The 23,466-nt window shown below is 71.0% G+C and carries 21 protein-coding genes; 16 read left to right on the top strand and 5 right to left on the bottom strand.

The annotated features are described in order from the left end of the window. Positions 1–289: 289 nt before the first annotated feature. The gene (locus ABD743_RS43615) at positions 290–1,132 is read right to left on the bottom strand and encodes a helix-turn-helix domain-containing GNAT family N-acetyltransferase (RefSeq protein WP_344730456.1); all 843 of its coding nucleotides are present in this window, start codon (positions 1,130–1,132) and stop codon (positions 290–292) included. 271 nt (positions 1,133–1,403) lie between these two features. Between ABD743_RS43615 and ABD743_RS43610 the strand changes: the two genes are divergently transcribed. From ABD743_RS43610 to ABD743_RS43575, 8 genes are all read left to right on the top strand, one after another. Further along, entirely contained in the window at positions 1,404–3,047 is a 1,644-nt protein-coding gene (locus ABD743_RS43610) for an ABC transporter substrate-binding protein (protein WP_344730454.1), read from the top strand. A 22-nt stretch (positions 3,048–3,069) separates the two neighbouring features. Then, the gene (locus tag ABD743_RS43605) at positions 3,070–3,570 is read left to right on the top strand and encodes a MaoC family dehydratase (protein ID WP_344730452.1); all 501 of its coding nucleotides are present in this window, start codon (positions 3,070–3,072) and stop codon (positions 3,568–3,570) included. Further along, the gene (locus ABD743_RS43600; protein ID WP_344730450.1) at positions 3,567–4,853 is read left to right on the top strand and encodes a CaiB/BaiF CoA transferase family protein; all 1,287 of its coding nucleotides are present in this window, start codon (positions 3,567–3,569) and stop codon (positions 4,851–4,853) included. The genes ABD743_RS43605 and ABD743_RS43600 overlap by 4 nt, the downstream gene beginning before the upstream one ends. Next, on the top strand, positions 4,792–6,120 hold the full coding sequence (locus tag ABD743_RS43595; protein ID WP_344730448.1) for a Rieske 2Fe-2S domain-containing protein: 1,329 nt from the start codon (positions 4,792–4,794) through the stop codon (positions 6,118–6,120). The genes ABD743_RS43600 and ABD743_RS43595 overlap by 62 nt, the downstream gene beginning before the upstream one ends. 35 nt (positions 6,121–6,155) lie before the next feature. Then, positions 6,156–6,941 (top strand): aldo/keto reductase, encoded by a 786-nt coding sequence (locus ABD743_RS43590; protein ID WP_344730477.1) that lies wholly within the window; start codon positions 6,156–6,158, stop codon positions 6,939–6,941. A 36-nt stretch (positions 6,942–6,977) separates the two neighbouring features. Further along, the gene (locus ABD743_RS43585) at positions 6,978–7,691 is read left to right on the top strand and encodes a cyclase family protein (RefSeq protein WP_344730446.1); all 714 of its coding nucleotides are present in this window, start codon (positions 6,978–6,980) and stop codon (positions 7,689–7,691) included. Then, entirely contained in the window at positions 7,643–7,900 is a 258-nt protein-coding gene (locus tag ABD743_RS43580) for a cyclase family protein (RefSeq protein ID WP_344730444.1), read from the top strand. Before ABD743_RS43585 ends, ABD743_RS43580 begins: the two co-directional genes overlap by 49 nt. Positions 7,901–8,493: 593 nt before the next feature. After that, on the top strand, positions 8,494–9,987 hold the full coding sequence (locus ABD743_RS43575) for a GAF domain-containing sensor histidine kinase (RefSeq protein ID WP_344730442.1): 1,494 nt from the start codon (positions 8,494–8,496) through the stop codon (positions 9,985–9,987). 140 nt (positions 9,988–10,127) lie between these two features. Here the strand turns inward: ABD743_RS43575 and ABD743_RS43570 are convergent, their stop codons facing one another. Further along, on the bottom strand, positions 10,128–10,331 hold the full coding sequence (locus ABD743_RS43570; protein WP_344730440.1) for a hypothetical protein: 204 nt from the start codon (positions 10,329–10,331) through the stop codon (positions 10,128–10,130). A 284-nt stretch (positions 10,332–10,615) separates the two neighbouring features. Between ABD743_RS43570 and ABD743_RS43565 the strand changes: the two genes are divergently transcribed. Next, positions 10,616–11,884, top strand: coding sequence for a bifunctional glycosyltransferase family 2/GtrA family protein (locus ABD743_RS43565; RefSeq protein ID WP_379659422.1), 1,269 nt, complete (start codon positions 10,616–10,618; stop codon positions 11,882–11,884). Next, complete coding sequence (locus ABD743_RS43560; protein WP_344730438.1) at positions 11,881–12,132, top strand: hypothetical protein; 252 nt, start codon at positions 11,881–11,883, stop codon at positions 12,130–12,132. Before ABD743_RS43565 ends, ABD743_RS43560 begins: the two co-directional genes overlap by 4 nt. 33 nt (positions 12,133–12,165) lie before the next feature. On the opposite strand, the gene ABD743_RS43555 is transcribed toward ABD743_RS43560, so the two are convergent. Continuing rightward, positions 12,166–12,852, bottom strand: coding sequence for a helix-turn-helix domain-containing protein (locus ABD743_RS43555; RefSeq protein WP_344730436.1), 687 nt, complete (start codon positions 12,850–12,852; stop codon positions 12,166–12,168). A 140-nt stretch (positions 12,853–12,992) separates the two neighbouring features. Here ABD743_RS43555 and ABD743_RS43550 point away from each other — a divergent pair, with 140 nt between their 5' ends. The 5 genes from ABD743_RS43550 to atzF are packed head-to-tail and all read left to right on the top strand — an operon-like array spanning position 12,993 to position 21,094. Continuing rightward, complete coding sequence (locus ABD743_RS43550; RefSeq protein WP_344730434.1) at positions 12,993–14,480, top strand: amino acid permease; 1,488 nt, start codon at positions 12,993–12,995, stop codon at positions 14,478–14,480. Then, the gene (locus tag ABD743_RS43545; protein WP_344730432.1) at positions 14,477–15,274 is read left to right on the top strand and encodes an urea amidolyase associated protein UAAP1; all 798 of its coding nucleotides are present in this window, start codon (positions 14,477–14,479) and stop codon (positions 15,272–15,274) included. The genes ABD743_RS43550 and ABD743_RS43545 overlap by 4 nt, the downstream gene beginning before the upstream one ends. Next, complete coding sequence (locus ABD743_RS43540; protein ID WP_344730430.1) at positions 15,271–15,873, top strand: urea amidolyase associated protein UAAP2; 603 nt, start codon at positions 15,271–15,273, stop codon at positions 15,871–15,873. The genes ABD743_RS43545 and ABD743_RS43540 overlap by 4 nt, the downstream gene beginning before the upstream one ends. Beyond that, positions 15,870–19,415, top strand: coding sequence for an urea carboxylase (uca, locus tag ABD743_RS43535; RefSeq protein ID WP_344730428.1), 3,546 nt, complete (start codon positions 15,870–15,872; stop codon positions 19,413–19,415). The genes ABD743_RS43540 and uca overlap by 4 nt, the downstream gene beginning before the upstream one ends. Next, positions 19,412–21,094, top strand: a complete 1,683-nt coding sequence (atzF, locus tag ABD743_RS43530) for an allophanate hydrolase (protein ID WP_344730426.1) — start codon at positions 19,412–19,414, stop codon at positions 21,092–21,094. The genes uca and atzF overlap by 4 nt, the downstream gene beginning before the upstream one ends. Here atzF and ABD743_RS43525 read toward each other — a convergent pair. Next, positions 21,051–22,136, bottom strand: coding sequence for an ABC transporter ATP-binding protein (locus ABD743_RS43525; protein WP_344730424.1), 1,086 nt, complete (start codon positions 22,134–22,136; stop codon positions 21,051–21,053). The genes atzF and ABD743_RS43525 overlap by 44 nt on opposite strands. Positions 22,137–22,138: 2 nt before the next feature. Next, positions 22,139–23,227 carry an ABC transporter ATP-binding protein gene (locus ABD743_RS43520; protein ID WP_344730422.1) on the bottom strand — a complete coding sequence of 363 codons (1,089 nt, stop codon included), beginning with the start codon at positions 23,225–23,227 and terminating at the stop codon, positions 22,139–22,141. 124 nt (positions 23,228–23,351) lie between these two features. Between ABD743_RS43520 and ABD743_RS43515 the strand changes: the two genes are divergently transcribed. Beyond that, the coding region (locus ABD743_RS43515; protein ID WP_425567065.1) for a transposase at positions 23,352–23,466 on the top strand (115 nt) is incomplete at its 3' end.

Genomic DNA, 23,466 nt, shown 5'->3' with positions numbered 1-23,466 from the left:
ATGAGAACGCCCAGCGGGCGCGCGCACGTGTGTCGATCATGCTCGCCGCGTGCGGTGCCGGCTTTGCTACCTGGGCAACGCGGGCACGGCGGACCGGAGCAACTTCGGCTGCCTCCGGATCAGCTCGGGGTGGGGCTGTTCGGCCTCGCGGCCGGATCGACCGCGCCCCTCCTGTGGGATCACAACCAGACCCGCAGACACATCGCGACGCGCGACCCAGCCTCCTCCACGAAAACCAACGCCGATTTTGTGTCAGTTCCGGGTGAATTCTGGATCCGGCACGGACAGGTCAGCCCGGGTCAGCCGGGCGCCGCCGCTCCAGCACGAGGGTGTGGCGCCACTGACCGCGCCAGCGGCCGATCCGCTCCCGCATGCCGAGCGTGCGGAACCCGGCGGCGAGATGGAGCGCGGTGCGAGCCCGGTTCTCCGGGAAGACCGAGGTCTGCAGAGTCCACAGGCCGGCCTTGTCCGCGGCGGTGACCTGACGGTCGATGAGCGCCCGTCCGATGCCCCGCCCGTAGAACCCGTCGCCCAGGTGGACCATCGTCTCCACGACGCCGGAGTACTGCGGTCGCGGTGAGATCGGCTTGACCGCGGCCCAGCCCGCGACCCGTCCGTCGATCTCGGCGGTCCAACGGTGCCCCGGCAGCCACGCGTGCTCCAGCGAGCGCCGACTCGGCACCTCCGTCTCGAACATGATGTTCTGCGCCGCAATGCCCTCGGCGTAGATCCGCCGCACGGCGCTCCAGTCGCCGGACGCCAGCGGCCGCACGACGATGCCCGGGGACGGCTCCCCGAACCGCTGCGGCGCGACGAGCCCCATCACGAGGTCGGCGACGTTGGGCATGTCGGCGCAGCAGGACACGTCGACCGACACGAGTGTCGCGGTCCCTTGCCGGCGGAGCTGCACGAGCCCGACCTTGGCGAGCTTCCGCACGTGGTGGGAGCACGTGGACTGGCTGATCTCGAGCTGCTGGGTCAGCTCGCCGACGGTGACAGGCTCTCCGGCGATGGCGACGGCGTGCAGCATCCGCACCCGCATCGGCTCGGCGAGACAGCCGAACCAGCTCGCGTACGTAGCCGCGTCCTGCGCCGACAGCTGCTGCCAGGATGCGTCGTTGCTCTCCTGCATGCCTCCAGTATCGGTCATCCGGGCGCCGCCAGATCGAAGATCTTGGAAGCCTGTGCCCGCCGGAAATGGCGAATGCGCCGACGAATGGATCGGTATCCGCCGATGCATTCATCGACGGCGACCGATGGACCACAATTCAGATAGTGAAAGGTATTGTCGGCCACTAATTCGGATGTATGCTCCAGCCGGTCCGGTCGATATCCGGATTCACCGCTCGTCGGGCGTCGGTCGACGTCATGAGCCGCAACGGCGCGGAAGGAGCGAGACGGCTGTGAGGGTTCCCCGAACCGTGCGAAAGAAGTCCATTCGACCGTCCGTCGTCGCCCTGCTCGGCGCCGTCCTCCTCGTGCTCGTGGGCGCCTGCGGGGAGACGGCGGCCGCACCGGCGAACGCGCCGAACAGCACCAGCGCCCTGGACAGCTCACGTCCGTACGGCGGCGACCTGGCCGCCGAGGGCACACCGGTCAGCGGCGGCACGCTGACGGTCGGGATGCAGTCGGAGTCGGCGTCGCTCGACCCGACCGTGGGCTCGGCGCGTGAGGCCGCGTCGGCGATCTACGACTCGCTGCTGAAGCTGGATGAGCGGTCACAGCCGCAGCCGTACTTGGCCGAGTCGATGACCACCACCGACGACGGGCGCACGTGGCTCCTGCGCCTGCGGCCCGGTGTCACGTTCCACGACGGCACGCCGCTCGACGCCGCGGCGGTGATCTTCAATGTGCAGCGGCACATCGACAAGAAGGCCTCGCCCGGACACCTCTACACCGAGTCGATCGGGTCGATGACCGCGGTGGACGACCTCACCGTCCGGTTCGACCTCACGCGCCCGAACGGGTCGTTCCCGCTTGCGTTCGCGCTCCCGTTCAACCAGGGCAACCTCGGCGCGATCGCCTCACCGGCAGCCGTGAAGCAGTGGGGCGACGACTACGGGCGGCATCCCGTGGGGGCGGGGCCGTTCCAGTTCGTCGAGTGGATCCCGGACACCCGGATCGTGCTGAAGAAGTTCGACCGGTACTGGCAGCCGGGGCTGCCCTATCTCGACGAGGTTCTCTTCCGGCCCATCCCGGACACCGACTCCCGGTCGGCCTCGATCGCGAACGGCGACGTCGATCTCATCTACGCCGGCTACCACATCGAGATCCTCCGGGCCTCCGAGGACCCGAATCTCGACGTCTACTACGGCCAAGGTGGCGGCGGGCAGTACCTCAACCTGAACGTCAACGAGGCCCCTTTCGACGACCGGCGGATGCGCGAGGCGGTGACTCGCGCGATCGACCTGAAGGCACTGGCTGCCACGCAGTTCCGCGGATTCATGGACGAGGCCCGGACGGCCTTCCCGCCCGACAGCCCGTTCTTCAGCCAGGAAGCGTCCGACGAGTACCCGGCCTACGACCTCGACGCCGCGAAGCGGCTCATCGAGGAGTACCGCGCGGACGGCGGCAATCCGGACTTCACGCTGTCGACGAGCAGCGCGTCCAACAACGTCGCATTGGCTACCTTCCTGCAGGCTCAGTGGGCCGCGGCAGGGCTGACCGTACAGCTGGACTTCAGTGACCTCGCAGCCTTCAAGCAGGTGGCGATCAGCGGGAAGTTCCAGGCCTCGACCACGGTGCTCGGTCCGTGGGACGGCCCGTACCCGAGCATGGCCGCGATGTACCACACCGGGGGGTCCACGAACTACGGGCGCTACTCCAACCCGGAGGTCGACGCGGCCCTCGACGAAGCCGAGGGCGCCACCGACGCCGACCAGCAGATCGCGGCCTACCAGCGGGCCCAGGCCATCGCCGGCCAGGACATCCCGTTCGTCTGGCTCGCCCGCGGCTACCTGGGCACCGTCGCGCGAAAGAACGTGCACGGCGTCGTTCGCTACCTGTCCCGGGAGATGTTCTACGCCACCTTGTGGCGCGACCGCTGACCGCACGACCGGAAAGGAACAGATGGCCGTCAGGACCGGGTGGGCCGGCAACTTCTACGAGGACTTCGAGGTCGGCGACGTCTACCGGCACGCCGCCGGTCGGACCGTGACGGAGACGGACAACATCTGGTTCACGCTCCTGACCTGCAACATGAACCTCAACCACATCGACGTCCAGTACGCCGGGCGCACCGAGTTCGGCCGCAGCCTGTTCAACAGCGGCATGACGCTCGCGATCGTGAACGGCCTTACCGTCGCCGACATCAGCGACAATGCGGTCGCGAACCTCGGTTGGGACGAGATCCGCCTCCCCGCGCCGGTGTTCGTCGGCGACACGCTCTACGCCGAGTCGACGATTCTCGCGAAACGGCCCTCGAAGAGCCGGCCGTACGCCGGGATCGTGCATGTCGCCACGCGCGGTTTCACACAGAAGGACACCACCGTCATCACGTTCACGCGGACGGCGATGATCTACACGCGGGCAGGCTCGCCGAAGCCGGGCGTACGCCCGGACGGCTCGTGAACGGGCCGCTCGCGGGGATCCGCGTCATCGACGTGACCCAGAGCGCGGCCGGGCCGTACTGCACGATGATCCTCGGCGACCTCGGCGCGGATGTCGTGAAGGTCGAGCGGCCCGGCGCCGGCGACGACGCCCGCTCATGGGCGCCGCCGTACTGGGGCGACGAGGGCTGCACGTTCCTCGCGCTCAACCGCAACAAGCGCAGCCTCGCGGTCGACCTCACCTCGACGGCGGGAAAGTCGGTGTTCGCCGACCTGCTGCACCGCGCCGACGTGCTGGTGTCGAACATGCGGCCGGGCGCGCTAGACCGCCTCGGCTTCGGGTACGCCGCGGTCGCGGCGGCCAACCCGCGGGTCGTCTACTGCGCGATCTCCGCGTACGGCGGAACGGGCCCGAAGGGCGACCGCGCCGGGTACGACCCGCTGGTGCAGGCCTACGGCGGCCTGATGAGCATCACGGGCGAGCGCTCGGCACCGGGCGAGCCGCCGCGGCCGCCGGTCCGGGTCGGGACGTCCATCAACGACATGGGGACGGGCCTGTGGGCGGCCGCCGCCGTTCTCGCTGCTCTGCTCGACCGGGAACGCACCGGTCGCGGGCAGCTCGTCGAGACCTCGCTGTTGGAGACAGCGGTCGGCTGGATCCCGTACCAGGTCATGGCCTACCTGGGATCGGGGACGGTACCGGGCAGACACGGCTCCGGCACCCCGATGAACGCGCCTTACGAGGCGTTCCCGACCGCCGACGGGTACCTCATGGTCGCCGCCGGGAACAACCGGCTGTGGGAGCGGCTCTGCCGCGCGATCGGCGCCCCCGAGTTGCTCGCTGACCCGCGCTTCGGCGACAACCCGGATCGGGTCCGGCACCGCGACGAGCTCGCCGCGCTGCTCGGCGAGGTCCTGCGGACCCGCCCGTCCGCGTACTGGGAGCGGGTGCTCGACGCAGCCGGCGTGCCCGCCTCGCCGATCCGCACGGTCGCCGAGGTCGTAGCGGACGAGCAGGTCGCGAGCCTCGGCATGCTGCGGCCCGTCCCGCACCCGCGGATCGACGGCTACCGCGATGTCGCGTTGCCGGTGCGCTGGGACAGGGAGCGTCCGGCGACCCGACGGGTGCCGCCCATGTTCGGGGCGGACACCCGGGAGGTGCTCGCCGAACTCGGGCGGACGCCCGGGGAGATCGACGAACTGATCGCCGCCGGAGCGGTGGCGGCACAGGAGGGGGGACCGGTTGCTGTCAGCCGAGGACAACGAGGTCCTGACGCGGGTCGGGCCCGGCACCCTGATGGGTGACCTTCTGCGGCGGTACTGGACGCCGGCACTGCTGTCGCTCGAGCTGCCGGAGCCGGACGGCCCGCCGGTGCGCGTGCGACTGCTGGGCGAGAACCTGGTCGCGTTTCGCGACACCGCCGGCCGCGTAGGCCTGATCCAGGAGAACTGCCCGCACCGCGGCGCGTCACTGTACTTCGGCCGCGTCGAGGACTGTGGCCTGCGCTGCCCGTACCACGGGTGGCAGTTCGATGTGGACGGTCGCTGCATCGACATGCCGTCCGAGCCGCCGGCCAGCACGTTCAAGGACCGGGTGACCGCGAAGGCGTACCCGGTGCACGAGTCGGGCGGGATCGTCTGGACGTACATGGGGCCGCCCGACACGATGACCCCGTTCCGCGACTTCGGCACCGAGACGTTGCCGCCCGACAAGGCGCAGGCCCGCAAGCAGCTCGCCGAGTGCAACTGGGTGCAGTCGATGGAGGGCAACCTCGACACGACGCACATCTCCTGGCTGCATCAGTTCGACGCCGTGGCCGACATCCCGGACGACGGCTCGGACAAGCCCGGCTACCCGTCGAACGCGATGTCGTGGGCGTTCTGGCGGCATGACCGGGCGCCCCGGCTCGAGGTCGAGGACACCTGGTACGGCTACCGGTACGCCGGGCTGCGGGCCACGCCGGCCGGCAACGTCCACGTACGGATCACCGACTTCATCGCCCCCTACACGTCGATCGTCGCGGCGATCCCGTTCACGAGCCGGCAGGCGCTCTGCGTGCCGATCGACGACCACCGCACGTGGCGGTACGGCCTCGTCACACAAGAGCCGCGGAACCCGCGCGACCACGGCGGTGCCCCGCTGTTCGCGAACACCCCCTACATCACGCGGCTCAACCAGACCGACAGCGGGATCACCCGGCGCGACTACACCCCGGAGAACGAGTACCGGATCGACCGGGAGGTCCAACGCACCGCCACGTTCACCGGGATCCCCGATTTCAACGCACAGGATCTGATGGTCACCGAGACGATGGGACCGATCTACGACCGCAGCCAGGAGCACCTCGGCACGAGCGACCGAGCGGTCATCCGAATGCGGCGGCTGCTGATCACCGCGGCCCGGGAACTGCGCGAGCACAGCACATCGCCGCCCGGGCTAGGAGGGCCGGGCCGGGACTTCCGCGCCATCCGGGCGGCCGAGAAGATCCTCGAGCCAGGCGAGGACTGGCGGCTGCTGGGCACCGACGCCGACCCGACCGTGCGCGAGGCGATGGGCTGGACGGCACGGTGAGCGCCCCGATCCTGACGCTCAACAACGGCGTCCAGATGCCCCAGCTCGGCTTCGGCGTCTACCTCGTCACCGGCGACGCCGTGGCCCCGACGCTCAAGGCCGCGTTTGCCGCGGGCTATCGCAGCATCGACACCGCCGCCCAGTACACCAACGAGAAGGAGGTTGGCGAGGCCGTCCGGGCGTCCGGCATTTCGCGCGGGGACCTGTTCGTCACGACGAAGGTCTTCAACGACTCACACGGCTACGACGAGGCGCTGCGTGCGTTCGACAACAGCATCGGCAGGCTGGGTCTGGAGCACCTGGACCTCTATCTGATCCACTGGCCGGTGGCGGTGAAGGACCGCTACATCGCGACGTGGCGAGCGCTGGAGCGGCTGCTGGCCGACGGGCGGACCCGGGCGATCGGGGTGTCGAACTTCCAGCTCCCGCATCTGCGGCGCGTGCTGGACGAGACCGGGACCGTACCGGCGGTGAACCAGATCGAGCTGCACCCGTGGCTCCAGCAGGAGGAGCTGCGCGCCTTCCACGCCGAGCATGGGATCACGACCGTGGCCTGGGCCCCGCTCGCCCGAGACCGAGGGCTGCTCGACGAGCACGTCGTGCGGGAGCTCGCCCTGAAGCACAGTCGGACGCCCGCGCAGGTCGTACTTCGCTGGCACGTTCAGCTGGGCCACGGAGCCATCCCCAAGTCCGGGCGGCCCGAACGCATTGCCGCCAACTTCGACGTCTTCGGCTTCGCGCTGGACGACGGGGACATGGCCGCGCTGGCCACGCTCGAGCGCGGTGTGCGCACCGGGAACCACCCGGACACGCGCACGTGACAGAGGTGTCGAAACCGACGGGGAGGGACCCGGACCATGGATGATTTCGGGACGGTCGAGCTGGAGACGCTGCTGCGGGAGCGCAGCAACTGGGGCCGCTGGGGACCCGACGACGAGCGCGGCGCCCTCAACCTCGTGACGCCCGAGAAACGCGCCGCTGCAGCGGCGCTGGTCCGGACCGGCCGATCGGTGTCGCTCAGCCGGGACTTCCCGACCGAGCCTGCCGCGGGCAACGCCCGCCCGGCTCACCACTACCTGCGCCGCGACGGCCGCGACCACGGCGGCGGCGTCGCGCTCGACTACGTGGGCGTCGAATACCACGGCCACTCCTGCACCCATGTCGACGCGCTCTGCCATGCATGGGACGACCGCGGGATGTGGAACGGGCGGGACCCAGGGGAGGCGCTCACGATCGACGGCGCCACCTTCGGGACGATCGACCACTGGAGCGAGGGCATCATCACCCGCGCGGTGCTCCTCGACGTCCCCGCGTTCCGCGGCACGGACTTCGTGGAGCCCGGGCGGCCGGTCACGGCCGACGAGCTCGAAGCGATCGTCAAGGCGCAGGACATCGAGGTGGAGCCTGGCGACGCGGTCGTGGTCTACAGCGGCCGCGACCGCTGGGAAGCCGAGCACGGACCCTGGGGCGGCGGGGTCGGACCGGATGGCGGCCGCAGCGACCCGGGCTCGACGCGTCCTGCGTGCGCTTCCTCGCCGACCGCGACGTCAGCGTGCTGGTGTGGGACATGATGGACGCCTTTCCGCACCACTTCGCAGTGCCATGGACCGTCCACGCCGCGATCTTCTCCCTCGGCGTCGCCCTCATCGACAACTGCGACCTCGGCCCAGTGGCCCGCGCCTGCGTCGAAGAGGGACGCCGCGAGTTCATGATCGTCGTTGCCCCACTAGTGATCCCGGGCGGGACGGGTTCCCCGGCGAACCCTCTCGCCCTCTTTTGAGGCCCCGACGGACTATGCGACGAGTTGCCTGATGCGCACCGGAGGGGTCGCCCGCAGCACGTCGAGCGCCAGTACTGGCGATGATGCAGGCAGGCGCCGAAACGGATGTGCCGCGAGCAGTCCTCCGAGCAACGCACCAGTCCCCCGTGCGCCGACGAGAACGATGGATCGCTGCTTCTGGGCCGGTCGATGGGGTGATCTGACGGATGGCTGGGTCGGTGACCTAACGCGGCATCTGAACCCAGCCAACCGTCGGTGGCGGTCTCCGATCCCGAAGAATTTCCTTGCGGACGGTGACGTCGCGCCGCTTCTCGCGGGTGGGTCCTGCTCGTTGCTGCGACCTCCCGGCGCGGCCGGGTCCTAGGATGTTGTGGTCGGCGACACATTCCCGCCGCGCTGCGGACCTCGCCCTTGCTGAGCACGCAGGCTCGTCGGGGGCGCTGGCCCTCGCAGCCGGCCCAGTTGCTGACGGGACCGGGCATTGGCTCTGCCACCCGCTTGACGGGAAGGGCGACCTCGACGTGCATGCATCGTCTTCCACGGAGCCCGCCGCGACCCGACGCCGATCGACTGCAGGGCGTGCGGGGCCTTCCATGCGGCGGCGGCTCGCCGGGACTGTGATCGGGCTGGTCGTTCTTCCCCTACTGACGCTGGGTTTGACCCGGCTTCGCGGCGTCCTGAACCTGCCCAGCCAGATGCTGCTCTTCCTGCTCGTTGTCGTGCTGGTGGCGCTGGTCGGTGGGCTGGTTCCGGCATTGGCCGCCGCGGTGGCGGCCGCGGTGCTGCTGGCCTACTACTTCATCCGACCGCTCTACGACGTCGCCATCGCCGACATCAACGACGTGGTGGCCCTGGCCGCGTTCCTCCTCGTCGGCGCCGCGGTCAGCGAGGTTGTCGCCCTGGCCGAGGGCCGCACCCGGGAGGCCGAAACCCTGGCGAAGGCGAACGCCGCGAGCCGCGAGGAGCTGCGGGTGCTCGCCGATGAGCAGGCGGCGCTGCGCCGGGTCGCCACGCTCGTCGCCCGCGGCGCGCCGGCGGCCGAGGTGTTCTCGGCCGTCGCGCAGGAGGTCGGCCACGTCCTCGGTGCCGATGGCACGATCATCGTCCGCCTCGATCCCGACGGCGCAACGACCGTCGCCGCTGCCGCCGGCGCGCATCCCGCCGAGCTCCCGGTGGGAAGCCGTTGGAAGCCCGAGCCGCCCCTGGCCTTGGCGGCTGCCTTGCGCACGGGCTGCCCCGCTCGCTGCGACGACTACAGCGAAGCCTCCGGCGCGTCCGGTGACACCGTCCGCCGGCTGGAACTCCGCTCGTCGGTCGCGGCGCCGATCGTCGTCGAGGGGCGGATGTGGGGCGCAATCGGTGCCGGGGCGCGGCACGACCACTTCCCGGCTGATACCGAGCAGCGCATGGCCGGGTTCACCGAACTCGTCGGCACCGCGCTTGCGAACGCCGAAAACCGAGCCGAGCTCACTGCCTCCCGGGCCCGGATCGTCACCGCTGCCGACGACGCCCGCCGCCGCATCGAACGCGACCTGCACGACGGCACCCAGCAGCGCCTGGTCTCGCTCGGCCTCACGCTGCGCCTGGCCCAGGCCACCTTGCCCGCGGACCTCCCCCAGCTACACACGCGGATCAGTCGGGTCGCGCACGAGCTCGACGGGGCGATCGAGGAGCTGCGCACGATCTCCCACGGCATCCACCCGGCGATCCTCTCCGAGGGCGGGCTCGGCCCTGCTCTGCGCAGCCTCGCCCGCCGCACCGCGATCCCGGTGGACCTGGAGTTTCGGGCGCAAACCCGCTTCGCGCCCCCGATCGAGGTGGCGGCCTACTACGTCGTGTCGGAGGCGCTCGCCAACACCACCAAACACGCTCCCGCCGCGTGCGCGCACATCACCGTGGAACAACGCGACGCCCTGTTGTGCCTGTCGATCCGCGACGACGGCATCGGCGGTGCCCATCCCGCGGGAGGGTCTGGCCTGATCGGCCTGCGCGACCGGGTGCAGGCATTAGGCGGGTCGATCGAGGTCGACAGCCGACCTGGGGAAGGGACGGCGATCCTCGTCGAGCTTCCGCTGCAGCCAGACTGACCGGAGTTCTTTGCCATCGGTCTCGGCGGTGGTCCCAGCGACGATCAGCTGCGAGAGCAGCCTGGGGCGGCACGCAGCTGACCGTCGAGCATGCACGTCCGTGGGTTCAGGCGCACCGGGCGCCTTTCCTCCGCGCTGCGTCAGCCGCGGATGCCATGGCGAACCCAGTTGACCGCATCACCCAGGTTCAGACCGCGCGGACGCCACCTCAGGCGGTTACAGAGATCCTGGAACGTCTGCGCGTTCAGCCCGTGTCGGCCTTGCAGGCTTCGCACCTGGTCGATGAGCTGGTGCGAAGCACCGTGGGCATTGAGGTAGTCGAGGAGCTGTTGGAACGTGTGCACGGCTTTCCTCCCGAGGCGTCACCTTGAGCGCCCGTCGCGGCGCTGAGGAACAGCGTCATCACTCGTCCCATGTGCTGGCTGTGCAACAGTTATCCCGCAACTGAGGCTTGGCTCCGGCATCAGGACTGGCGGCCAACGGACTGCGGCACCGCGGATACCGGGATGATCGCGCCCAGCAAACGCCGGCGCTCGATCTGAACAAATCACCCCGCGGGAACGGATGCACAGGGTGCACACATAATCCGCACAACAGCCGGACAGCGCGCGCCGAGAACCTCGCGCTCATGAGCGTCGACACCTCGCCGCACTCCTACGCACGACGAAGGTCCGAGCCGACCATGCTTGACGTGGTCGTTCCCGTGTACAACGAGGAGAACGATCTCGAGTTCTCGGTGCGGCGGCTGCACACCCACCTGACCTTGCAGTTCCCGTATTCGTTCCGGATCACGATCGCCGACAACGCGAGCACCGACTCCACCCCGGTTATCGCGGCGAGGATGGCGGACGAGCTGCCGGGTGTCACATCGCTTCGCATGGAGCAGAAGGGTCGCGGGCGCGCGTTGCGAGCGGCATGGTCGGCCTCGGACGCGCGGATTCTCGCCTATTGCGACGTGGATCTGTCCACCGATCTCGCCGCTTTGCTTCCGCTCGTTGCTCCGCTGATCTCCGGGCATTCCGACCTCGCGATCGGCACACGCCTCGGTCGCGGATCACGGGTGGTGCGCGGCGCCAAGCGCGAGATCATCTCCCGCGCCTACAACCTGCTCCTTCGTGGCACGCTCGGCGCCGGGTTCTCCGACGCGCAGTGCGGCTTCAAGGCCGTGCGCGCGGACGTCGCACGCCGGTTGCTCCCGCTGGTCGAGGACTCCGGGTGGTTCTTCGACACCGAACTGCTCGTGCTCGCCGAGCGCATCGGACTGCGCATTCACGAGGTTCCGGTCGACTGGGTGGACGACCCGGACAGCCGTGTCGACATCGTCGGGACGGCGCTCGCCGACCTCAGAGGCGTCGCTCGCGTGGGGCGCGCCCTCGCCACCGGACGGCTGCCGCTCGCCGAGCTGAGCGCCCAGCTCGGCCGCAGCGCCCTCCAGACGTCCTCCGTGGCCGGGGTGCCGAGCGCATTGCCCGGTCAACTGGTGCGGTTCGCGATGATCGGGGCGGTCAGCACCCTCGCGTACGTGGTTCTGTATGCGCTGCTGCGCGGGGCCGTGGGGCCGTTCGCGGCCAACCTCGTCGCGCTCGTCGTCACCGCCGTGGCCAACACCGCCGCCAACCGGCGCCTGACGTTCGGAGTGCGCGACGGCACGAGCACCACCGCCCACCACCTGCAGGGGCTGATCGTGTTCGGGGTGGGGCTGGCGCTCACGACCGGGGCCCTCGCCGCGCTCACGGCGTGGGCGCCGGGGGCGAGCCGCACGGCAGAGCTGATCGTGCTCGTCGTTGCGAACGCGCTGGCCACCGTGCTCCGGTTCATCGCGTTCCGGTCGTGGATCTTCCGGAGCCGACGGCAGCCGGACGTCGATGCACCCACGACCACCAGGACCGCGAGATGAGCGGGACTCGCGCCCCGCGATGTCCCGCGCACGCACTCGGTCCCGGCGCTCGCCGGAGCGGTTTCGATCGGATCTCCCGCGGGGTGCTGCTCAAGCGCCGCACTCGCGCTGGACAGGGCGGTTCCGGAGGCCCCGGCGGGCGCAACTCACCGATCGCGGCATGGGTGGAGCAGAACTACACCCCCACCGAGATCGGCGGCGCGACGGCCTACGACCTGGAGCAGATGGCCGTGCCCAGGCCCGGCTGACCACCATCCGACCCGCGATCGGAGCTGATGGCGTCACGGTGCCGCGGGCGCCCCGTCCGTCAAATCGGCGAGCTCCGTGGCCAGCAGCCGGGTCGCCGCCTGCTCGACAGGATCCATCGCGCCCGACCATCCCGCGACGCGAACGCCGGCGGCGGCCACCTGTCGGGGCGATTCGGGGCCGGCGAGGCCGTCGGCGCGCAGGTTGACGATCGACTCGACGAGCCGGAAGGCCAGGTCGCCCGCCGGTGACGGGCCCCCCGTGAGTGCCTCGGCCGCCGTGACGTAGGAGCCGCGCAGCCGTTCGCGGGCGGCCTGGAACGGGAGGAACCGGGGCTGGCGCAGCTCCGGTGCCAGGTACAGGACGCCGACGTTCCACGGCGCCGCGGCGAGCTGCCCGCCGTCGTGCAGTGCCAGTGCGTAGAGCCGGGCCGCGGCCTGGTCGGGTGTCGTCACCTCGTGGCGCAGCAGCGCGTCGGCCACGGGCAGCACGGGGATCACGGTGCTCGACAGCAGCGCGTCGAGGATGTCGTCCTTCGTCGCGAAGTGGTGGTACAGCGACGCCTGCCGGATGCCGACGGCCTCGGCGATGGCGCGCGTGGACGTCTGCGCGAAGCCCTGCACCGTGAACAGCTCGGCCGCGGCGTCGAGGATCTGCTCGCGCCCGGTGCTGCCCGGCCGCAGCGGCCGGGTGTGCCGGGGCCGGCCGGGTCCGGAGGTCACGGGCCGATCCTGCCACGCGTCATCTCCCTGTCATATGACAGGTATTAGGCAACGACGACGTAACCCGTCGGTCATCGGGAGGGGTGGGATCGCGCCGAAAACTGTCGATCAACAGGTATCCGACTCCGACTGGGGTTCCGATGACGGCGACGCTCCCGCAGACCATCCGTACCGACGACGACGATCTCAGCGGGCTGGGCTATCGGCCCACCCTCCACCGCAAGCTCGGCCGGTACGCATCCTTCGCGGCGGGCTTCTCCTTCGTCTCCATCCTCACGACGATCTTCCAGCTGTTCGCGTTCGGCTACTCGTTCGGCGGTCCGGCGTTCTTCTGGACGTGGCCGCTCGTGCTGGGCGGTCAGCTGCTCGTGGCGCTGGTGTTCGCCGAACTCGCCGCGCAGCTGCCGCTCTCGGGCGCGGTCTACCAGTGGTCGCGGCGCGTCGGCGGGGAGACCGTCGGCTGGTTCGCCGGCTGGTACATGGCGCTTGCGCAGGTCGTGACGGCTGCTGCGGCGGCGATCGCGCTGCAGGTGGTGCTGCCCCAGCTGTGGGACGGCTTCCAACTGGTCGGCGGCGACCCCGCGCTGACGTCCGTGACCGGTGCGACCAACGCGGTGGTGCTCGGCGCGCTGCTGCTCGCGGCCACCACGGTGATCAACTCGATCGGGGTCGGCATCATGTCGCGGATCAACTCGATCGGCGTGACCTGCGAGATCGTCGGCGTCATCGCGGTCGTACTGGCGCTGGCGACGGCCGCCCGTCGCGGCCCCGAGGTCGTCACCGACACGTCGGTGCTCAGCGCCTCCGATCTCGGCGCGACCGGGGCGTTCCTGGTGTCGGCGCTCATGGCGGCGTATGTGATGGTCGGGTTCAACTCGGCGGGGGAGCTGTCGGAGGAGACACGCGACCCGCGCCGGACCGCCCCGCGCACGATCCTGTCGGCGCTGCTCGTCTCGGGTATCGGCGGCGCGTTGATGCTGCTCACGGCGTTGATGGCCGCGCCGAGCCTCACCGACGGTCGGCTGGCCACCGAGGGCCTCCCGTACGTCATGACGGCGGTGCTCGGCACGTTCTGGGGCAAGGTGCTGCTGGTCGACGTCGCGATCGCGATCGTCGTCTGCACGCTCGCCATCCAGACCGCGGGCTCCCGGCTGGTGTTCTCGATGGCCCGTGACGGGCAGCTCCCTGCGGCGAAGCGGCTTGCGCACGTGGACCCGCGCCGCGGTACGCCGGTGTGGCCTTCCGTGGTGATCGGGGTGCTGGCGGTCGGGCTGCTCGCGGTCAACATCGGCAACGCGGCGCTGTTCACGACGCTGAGCAGCGTCTGCATCGTGATGATCTACCTGGCGTACCTGCTGGTGTCGGTGCCGACGCTGATCGCCCGCCTGCGCGGGCGGTTCACGGCGAACGAACCGGGGCTGTTCTCGCTGGGCCGCTGGGGGGTGCCGATCAACATCATCGCGGTGATCTACGGCGCCGCGATGGTCGTCAACCTGTCGTGGCCGCGTTCGGAGGTCTACGACCCGACCGGGGAGCACCCGTGGCTGAGGTTCTCCGCACCCGCCGTCGTGGTCGGTGTCCTGCTGCTGGGCCTGCTCGCGCGTCAGTCGCGGAAGGCGTCGGCATGACGACCGCGACGACGGCGGGCGCCCGGTCCCACGCCCGCGCCCAGCACGGGCGGACGGTGCCGACGATGCGGCACGTGCCCCCACCCAGCGGACTGACCTGGTCGGAGACCGTCGCGTTCGGCCGCTACACGACGATGGCGCTGGCCCGCGGCACCCGGCTGCGCCTCACCGACACCGACGGCGGCGCGTGCGTGTCGATGCTGCTGCACCGCACCGGCGCGCTGCACGAGCGGCTCAACGTGGCCGACACGGTCAAGGTGCCGTGGCAGGTCTACCTCGGCGCCGGGCACCCGCTGCTCAGTGACGCAGGCCGGCTCATGGCCACGATCGTCGCCGACAGCTCCGGCCACCACGACGCCCTCACCGGGACCACGACGCGCGCCGGCAACACCGAGCGCTACGGCGCGGGCGCCGCGCAGTCTGCTTCGCCGGCCGGCCGCGAACTGCTGCTGCTCGGCGTGCTCAAGCACGGCCTCGGCCCGCGGGACGTGCCGCCGTCGATCTCCTTCTTCCAGGGCGTGCGGGTCGAGCCGGGCGGCGCTCTCACGTTCACCGGTAACGCGGGGCCGGGCACCGCCGTCGACCTGCTGCTGCAGATGGACCTGGTCGTCACGCTCGCCAACACCGCGCACCCCCTGGACCCGCGCGCCGAGTTCGCCGGCAGCGCGGTCGACGTCCACGCCTGGTACGCGCCCGACGAGCTGGCTGCGCTCGCCGCCGGTGAGCTGGCGCCCGAGCACCGGCGGGCGCTGGAGAACACCGAACACGACCTGATGGCGAGGAACCCCCGATGACAGTCGTGCTCGAGGAGACGGTGGCCGCTCGCGCGCCGTGGTCGGCCGTGGTGGCCGCAGGCGATGTGCTCACGATCGTCGATCTGCACGGCAACCAGGCCGTCGACTGCCTGCTCTACGCGGCAGCCGACACGGCCGTGCGCTACTCCGCTGCCGAGACGATCCGGCGGCAGTGTTCGATCGTGCTCACCACCGGGTCGGTGCTGCGCGCCGACACCGGCGAGGCGCTGATGACCGTGGTGGCCGACGAGGTGGGCGTGCACGACACGCTCGGCGGCGCCTGCTCGCAGGAGTCCAACACCCTGCGCTACGGCGAGCACACCCGCGAGCAGCACGCCTGCGTCGAGAACTTCCTGCTCGAGGGCGCGCGGTGGGGGCTGGGCAAGCGCGACCTGGTCAGCAACATCAACTGGTTCATGAACGTGCCGGTCGATCCGGACGGCGCGCTGGGCATCGTCGACGGGCTGTCCGGGCCGGGGAAGCGGGTGTCGCTGCGCGCGGAGATCGACACGCTCGTGCTGGTGTCGAACTGCCCGCAGGTGAACAACCCTTGCAACGGATTCGACCCGACGCCGGTGTTGATGGTGGTGACCCGATGATCGTCCTGGTCGCCAACCGCGGGGAGATCGCCTGCCGGATCCTCCGCTCGGCCCGCGAGCTGGGCATGGGCACCGTGGCAGTGTTCTCCGACGCCGACCGCGGCGCCCCGCACGTCCGCCTGGCCGACAGGGCGGTGCGGATCGGACCGGCGCCGGCCCGGGAGTCGTACCTGCGCGTGGACGCGATCCTCGACGCAGCCGAGTCGACCGGGGCCGGCGTGATCCACCCCGGTTACGGCTTCCTCTCCGAGGACGCCGCGTTCGCCACCGCTGTCGAGGCGGCCGGTCTGGTGTTCGCCGGCCCGACACCCGAACAGCTACGTGTGTTCGGCACCAAGCACACCGCCCGGGCAGCTGCGCGGGCTGCGGGCGTCCCCATGATCGCCGGGTCGGACCTGCTGCCCGATCTGGCGGCCGCTCGCTCTGCTGTCGCCGACATCGGCTTCCCGGTGATGCTCAAGGCGACCGGCGGGGGTGGTGGCATCGGCATGACCGTGTGCCGCACGCCCGCCGAGCTGGCCGCGGGCTACGAGCGAGTCGCGCGGCTGGCCGCGTCGAGCTTCGCCACCGCCGGCGTGTTCGCGGAGCGGTACGTGGAGCGCGCGCGACACGTCGAGGTGCAGGTGTTCGGAGACGGCACCGGCCGGGTCGTCAGTCTGGGCGACCGGGACTGCTCGCTGCAGCGCCGCCACCAGAAGGTCGTGGAGGAGGCACCCGCGCCGGGGCTGCCCGACGCGGTGCGCGCGGAGCTGCACCGCAGCTCCCGCGCGCTGTGCGCGGCGGTCGGCTACCGCAGCGCCGGCACGGTCGAGTTCGTCTACGACGCGCAACGCGGTGCGGCCTCGTTCCTCGAGGTCAACGCACGGCTGCAGGTGGAGCACCCGGTGACGGAGGCCGTCACCGGCGTCGATCTGGTCGCGTGGATGCTGCGGCTGGCAAGGGGCGAACGGGACGTGCTGGCCGACGTGCCCGCGGCCGTCCCCGTTCGTGGGTCTGCGGTGGAGGCCCGCGTCTACGCCGAGGACCCGGCGCGCGAGTACCAGCCCAGCGCCGGCACGCTGACGAACGTCCGGTACCCGGAAGGCGTACGCGTCGACGCGTGGGCGGAGACGGGCAGCGAGGTATCGACGGCCTACGACCCGATGTTGGCGAAGATCATCGCCGCGGCACCGGACCGTGCCGCCGCGTTCACCCGGCTCTCCGCGGCGCTCGCCGACACCCGCATCGACGGCATCGAGACCAACCTCGGTCTGCTGCGCGCGGCCGTCGTCGAGCGGGAGGTGCTCGCCGCCCGCCACCACACCGACACCCTCGACGGGATCGGCGATGTCGAGCCGCGGATCACCGTGGAGCGGCCCGGGATGCTCACGACCGTGCAGGACTGGCCCGGCCGGGTCGGGTTGTGGCAGGTTGGCGTGCCACCGAGCGGACCGATGGACGACCTGTCGTTCCGGCTGGGCAACGTCGCACTGGGCAACCCGGAGGGTGCGCCCGGTCTGGAGGCCACGGTGAGCGGGCCCGCCCTGCGATTCACGCACCCGACGTACGTGTGCGTCACCGGCGCCCCGGTGCGCGTGACGGTGAACGATGCCGACGTGCCGTGCTGGACGCCGGTGCTCGTCCCGGCCGGTGGGCAACTCGACGTCGGTACCGCCGACGGGCCCGGACTGCGCACCTACGTGCTGGTCGCAGGCGGCCTGGACGTGCCGGCGTACCTCGGCAGCGCTTCGACGTTCACGCTGGGCCGCTTCGGCGGGCATGCCGGCCGGGCTCTGCGCACCGGCGACGTGCTGCGCACGGGGGCGGCCTCGACACCCGTCGGGCCGGTGGAGCACCGACCGACGATGAGCCGCGAGTGGGAGCTGGCGGTCACCGAGGGCCCGCACGGCGCTGCGGAGTTCTTCACCCGCGCCGACATCGACCAGCTGCACGCCACCGCGTACGAGGTGCACTTCAACTCGGCGCGCACCGGCGTCCGGCTGGTCGGGCCGCGACCGGCCTGGGCGCGACCCGACGGCGGCGAGGCCGGGCTTCACCCGTCCAACATCCACGACACGGCGTACTCGGTCGGGGCGCTGGACTTCACCGGAGACACCCCGATCCTGCTCGGCCCTGACGGACCCAGCCTCGGCGGTTTCGTCTGCCCGGTCACGGTGGTCGCCGCGGAGCGCTGGAAGCTCGGCCAGCTACGACCGGGCGACACGGTCCGGTTCGTGCCGATCCGTGCCGTCGACGCACCGTCGCGAGCAGCGCTCCTGCCGCGCCGCCCCTCCCGCACGGGCGGCGACGGCGACGACGGCGTGCTGCGGCGCGGAGACGGGGTCACCTACCGCCGCTCCGGCGACGACAACGTGCTCGTCGAGTACGGCGAGATGGTGCTCGACCTCGGTCTGCGCGCCCGCGTCCACGCCCTGCACGAGCGGCTCGCCGAACTGGACCTGCCCGGCGTGGTCGACCTGACGCCCGGGATCCGGTCGCTCCAGGTCCACGTCGACCCCGACGTGCTGCCGGTGCCGAAACTGCTGGATGCACTGGTGGAGATCGAGGCCGACCTGCCGCCGACGTCGGCGCTGGTGGTCCCGAGCCGGACGGTGCGATTGCCGTTGTCCTGGGACGACCCGGCCACCCGGGAGGCGATTCACCGCTACATGGCAGGCGTGCGTGCCGACGCGCCGTGGTGCCCGTGGAACATCGAGTTCATCCGGCGGGTCAACGGCCTGGAATCGGTCGACGACGTCCACAGGACCGTGTTCGACGCCTCCTACCTGGTGCTCGGCCTCGGCGACGTCTACCTCGGCGCGCCCGTCGCTACGCCACTCGACCCGCGACACCGGCTGGTCACCACGAAGTACAACCCGGCGCGGACGTGGACACCGGAGAACGCGGTCGGGATCGGCGGCGCCTACCTGTGCATCTACGGGATGGAGGGACCAGGCGGCTACCAGTTCGTCGGCCGGACCACACAGGTGTGGTCCCGGTTCCGCCCGTTCGAGGCGGGGCACCCGTGGCTGCTGCGGTTCTTCGACCGCATCCATTGGTACCCGGTGAGCGCGGCGGAGCTGCTCGACCTTCGGGCGGACATGGCCGCAGGGCGCGGGCACGTCGAGATCACCGACGGTGAGTTCTCGCTGGCCGAGCACGAAGCGTTCCTGGCCCGCGAGGCCGGACCGATCGCCGCATTCCGTGCCCGGCAAGCGGAGGCGTTCGCAACCGAGCGTGCGGCCTGGGCGGCCGCGGGCGAGTTCGACCGCACCGAAGCACCACCGGCACCGGTCGTGGACGCTGCGGCGATCACGGTCCCGCCGGGCGGAACGGTCGTCGAAGCCCCGTTCGTCGCGAACGTGTGGCGCGTCGATGTACAACCCGGCCAGCACGTGGAGGCCGGGCAGGCGCTGCTCGCACTGGAGTCGATGAAGATGGAGACCGCCGTCGTCGCGCCGCGCGCCGGGGTGGTCGACCAGGTGCTGGTGCGCGCCGGTTCGCAGGTGGACGCGGGCGAGGCAATGGTCGTGCTCACCGACGCGCGGGCGGAGGCGGCATGACCCCCGCCGAACGCGTACGGGCCGCCTACCGCGCGATCGCGGCGGTCGACCGACCGGAGATCTGGATCTCCCTGCGGCCGGAGGCGGACGCGCTCGCCGACGCCGCAAGGGTCGACCCCGCGTCGCCGCTCGCCGGGACGGTCGTCGCGGTGAAGGACAACGTCGCGGTGCGCGGGCTGCGCACCACCGCGGGCTGCCCCGCCTTCGGCACGGTCGCGACCGCCGACGCAACCGTGGTCGCCCGGCTGCGGGAAGCAGGGGCGGTGGTCATCGGCACCACGAACCTCGACCAGTTCGCCACCGGACTGGTCGGCACCCGCAGCCCGCACGGGCCGGTCCGCGACGCCCGACGCCCCGACCGGATCTCCGGCGGCTCCAGCTCTGGATCGGCCGTCGCGGTCGCACTCGGGCTCGTCGACATCGCAGTCGGCACCGACACGGCCGGATCCGGACGGGTCCCGGCCGCGTTGCAGGGGATCGTCGGGATCAAGCCCACACCCGGCGTCGTGCCCACCGACGGTGTGGTGCCGGCGTGCCGGTCATGGGACTGCGTGACCGTCCTGGCCAGGGACCTGCCCACAGCCGAAGCGGCGATGGGCGTCATGGCCGGCGGCGCGCGTGGCTGGCCCGCCGACACCCCACTGGCCGCACCGCCGGTCCCACGAGTCGCGGTACCGCAAGGCCTACCGGGCCTGCCCGCCGCATGGGATGCCGTGATCGAGTCGCTCGACACCATCGGGATCGAGGCCGTACCGATCGACATCGGCCCGTTCCTGGAGGCAGCGCGGTTGCTCTACGAAGGTGGCCTCGTCGCCGAGCGGCACGCCGCCGTCGGCGGGTTCGTCGACGCACACCGCGACGATGTCGACCCGGTTGTGGGCGCGATCATCGGGGCGGCCGGTGGCATACCGGCCTCGCGGTACGTGACCGACACCGCCCGGCTCGCACAGCTGCGGGCCGGCGCGATGGAGTCCCTCGACGGCCTCGACGCACTATTGCTGCCCACCGTGACCGAGCACCCGACGATCGCGGAGGTCGCCGCCGACCCGGTGGGCGTCAACGCCCGACTGGGCACCTACACGAACTTCTGCAACCTCTTCGACCTCAGCGCGGTGGCCGTGCCGGCGGGAACGACGGGCGACGCGCAGTTCGGGGTGACGGTGCTCGGCCGCCCGTTCGCGGACGCCGTCGTGGCCGACATCGCCCGGCGGATCATGATCCCGACGACACCCCCGCGGCTGCAGGCTGGCAGGCTGCCCGAGCCCGTCACGACCACCGCGCCCTGGCCGACCGCAGCCGGCGCGGCCGCCGTACCGTTCGTCGTCGTGGGTGCCCATCGCAGGGGGCAACCGCTCGCGGCCGAGCTGGAGCGCCGCGGCGCGCGCTGGGACGGCATGGTCCGCACCGCACCCACCTACCGGCTGCTCGCGCTCGACACCGTGCCGCCGAAACCGGGCCTGGTCCGCGCCCCCGACGGCGCATCGATCGTCGGGGAGCGTTGGATGATCTCCCCCGCCGGGCTCGGCACGCTGCTCGCCGAGCTGCCGCCACCGATGCTCCTCGGGCCAGTCGAGCTGGCCGACGGAACCTGGAACGTCGGCTTCGGCTGCGCCGCGGACACCACCGGCGAGGACATCACCTCCGCGGGAGACTGGCTGGCGACGCTGCGCCCGGATTGACCACCGCCACACCCGCGCTCCCCCAGCCGACCTCATCGCTCAGCGGGAAATGGCAAGCGACTCGGTGCTCCCGGCCGATCGGCCGCAGCTGGGGCGTCTCCTCCGCGCACACCCGCTCCGCCCGAGGACAGCGCGTCCGGAATCGGCATCCGCTGGGCGGGTCGAGCGGCGAGGGCACCTCACCTCTCACCCGGGTTCTGCGACGGCGCAGGTGCCTGTCGGTCGGCTCCGGCGAAGGAATGGAGTCCAGCAAGGCTGCCGTGTAGGGGTGCAGCGGCTGGGCGTAGAGCGCTTCCGACGGCCCTACCTCGCACAACCTGCCCATGTACATGACGGCCACGCGGTCGCTGACCTGCTTGACCAGCGCGAGATCGTGCGCCACGAACAGGTAGGACAGCGACAGCTCGGCACGCAGCTTCTCGAAAAGGTTCAGCACCTGGGCCTGGCTGAGCACGTCCAAGGACGAGACCGCCTCGTCGCACAGGACGAGTGATGGCGACATCACCAACGACCGGGCGATCGCGACGCGTTGGCACTGGCCGCCGGAGAGCTGCCGAGGCTTTCGCTTCCCGTACAGCCCGGGATCCAGCCCGACCAGGTCGAGCACCTCGGCAGTGCGTTCCCGGCGTTCGCGACGAGTGCCGATCCCGTGTGCACCGAGCGGCTCCTCGACGATCGAGAAGACCGTCCATTTCGGATCCAGTGAGCCGAACGGGTCCTGGTAGACCGCCTGCATGTGTCGCCGGCTGACGTGCAGCCGACGACCTCGCAGCCGGGTCAGGTCGACTCCTCGGAACACGACTTCTCCCGAGAGCGGCCGCGGTGCCTGCAGGATCGACCGGACGAGCGTCGACTTGCCCGAGCCGGACTCCCCGACGACGCCGAGCGTCTCCCCGTCGCGCACCTCAAGCGACACCCCGGACACCGCGTGGACAACCCCGTTCTTCACACCGCCGTGACCACGGACGACGAACTCATGGACCAGGTCGCGCACGGCCAGCAGGGGCTCGCCAGGGCCGGCAGTGGCCTCGGATGCAGCCATGGTCAGCGCCTCTCGTCAGGGCACGGTGAGAAACAGGCCCAGTGGTGTCGGCTCTCGTGCTCGGTCAGCGGTGGCCGCTCGGCGTGACAGAGGTCCTCCACCCGCGGGCAACGCGGAGCGAAGGAGCAGCCCACGGGCAGTGCGGTGAGGTCCGGCGGACGCCCGCCGATCGTCGCGAACAGCGAGTGGGGCGCTCGCTCCAGCCGCGGCACCGCATCGAGCAGGACCTTCGTGTAGGGCATGCGCACGTGCGCGAACAGCCGCTCGGTCGGGGCCTGCTCCACGACGCGGCCCGCGTACATCACCAGCACACGATCGGCATAGGTGGCGGCGAGCCCCATGTCGTGACTGATCATGATCATGCTCATCCCCAGTTCGTCCTGGAGATCCATCAGCAGATCCATGATCTGGGCCTGGGTCGTGACGTCGAGCGCCGTGGTGGCTTCGTCCGCGACCAGGAGCCTGGGGCTGCACGCGAGCGCGATCGCGATCATGACGCGCTGCCGCATGCCACCGGAGAACTGGTGCGGGTAGTCATCGAAACGGGCCCGGGGTGAGGGAACCTGCACGAGGTCGAGCAGTTCCAGTGCGCGGGCCCGCGCCTCGCTGTGATCCAGCGGCAGGTGCATGCGGATCGCCTCGGTGATCTGCTTGCCGATCCGCATGGTCGGGTTCAGGGAGCTCGCCGGATCCTGAAAGATCATGGCGATGTCGCGGCCCCGATGCCGACGCATCTGCGCCTCGGTCAGCCCGATCAGCTCCGAGCCCAGCAGCACTGCCGAGCCACTGACGCGCGCCGCGGGCGAGAGCAGACCCATGATCGCCCGTGACGTCACCGTCTTCCCGGATCCGGACTCGCCGATCACCGCCAGCGTCTCCCCGTGCGACACGGACATGCTGACCCCATTGACGGCGTGCACGGTGCGGCCCCTCAGCGCGAAGGTGACACGCAGGTCGGACACCTCGAGCAACACTCCCCCACCGGGAACGGGATGCTCGGACAACTTCCGGGCCGAGCCGGAGTGCCTGGCCTCGGTTTCCGCACCGTGCAGCGCGTCCTCGCGGGCCGGTCCGCTCTCCGCCGCGGTCACTGGGCGCCCCAACGGCGCCGGGCGGCGTCCCCCACCAGGTTCAAGGAGATCACGGTGAGGAACAGGAGCGCGCTAGAGCCTGTCCTCAAAGTTGGTGCGGCTGGTCTGGTTTGATCTTGGGCTTGTGGTGCGTAGGCACGAGCTCACTGATGAGCAGTGGCAGGTGATCGAGCCGTTGCTTCCGGTCTCGGGGGCGAGGGGTCGGCCGCGGGTGGATGACCGTCGGGTGATCAATGGGA

The sequence above is a fragment of the Pseudonocardia yunnanensis genome (assembly GCF_039534065.1).
Lineage (GTDB): Bacteria > Actinomycetota > Actinomycetes > Mycobacteriales > Pseudonocardiaceae > Pseudonocardia > Pseudonocardia yunnanensis.
The sequence above is the reverse complement of the archived record's forward strand: the minus strand, read 5'-3'. Positions and strand labels throughout refer to the sequence as shown.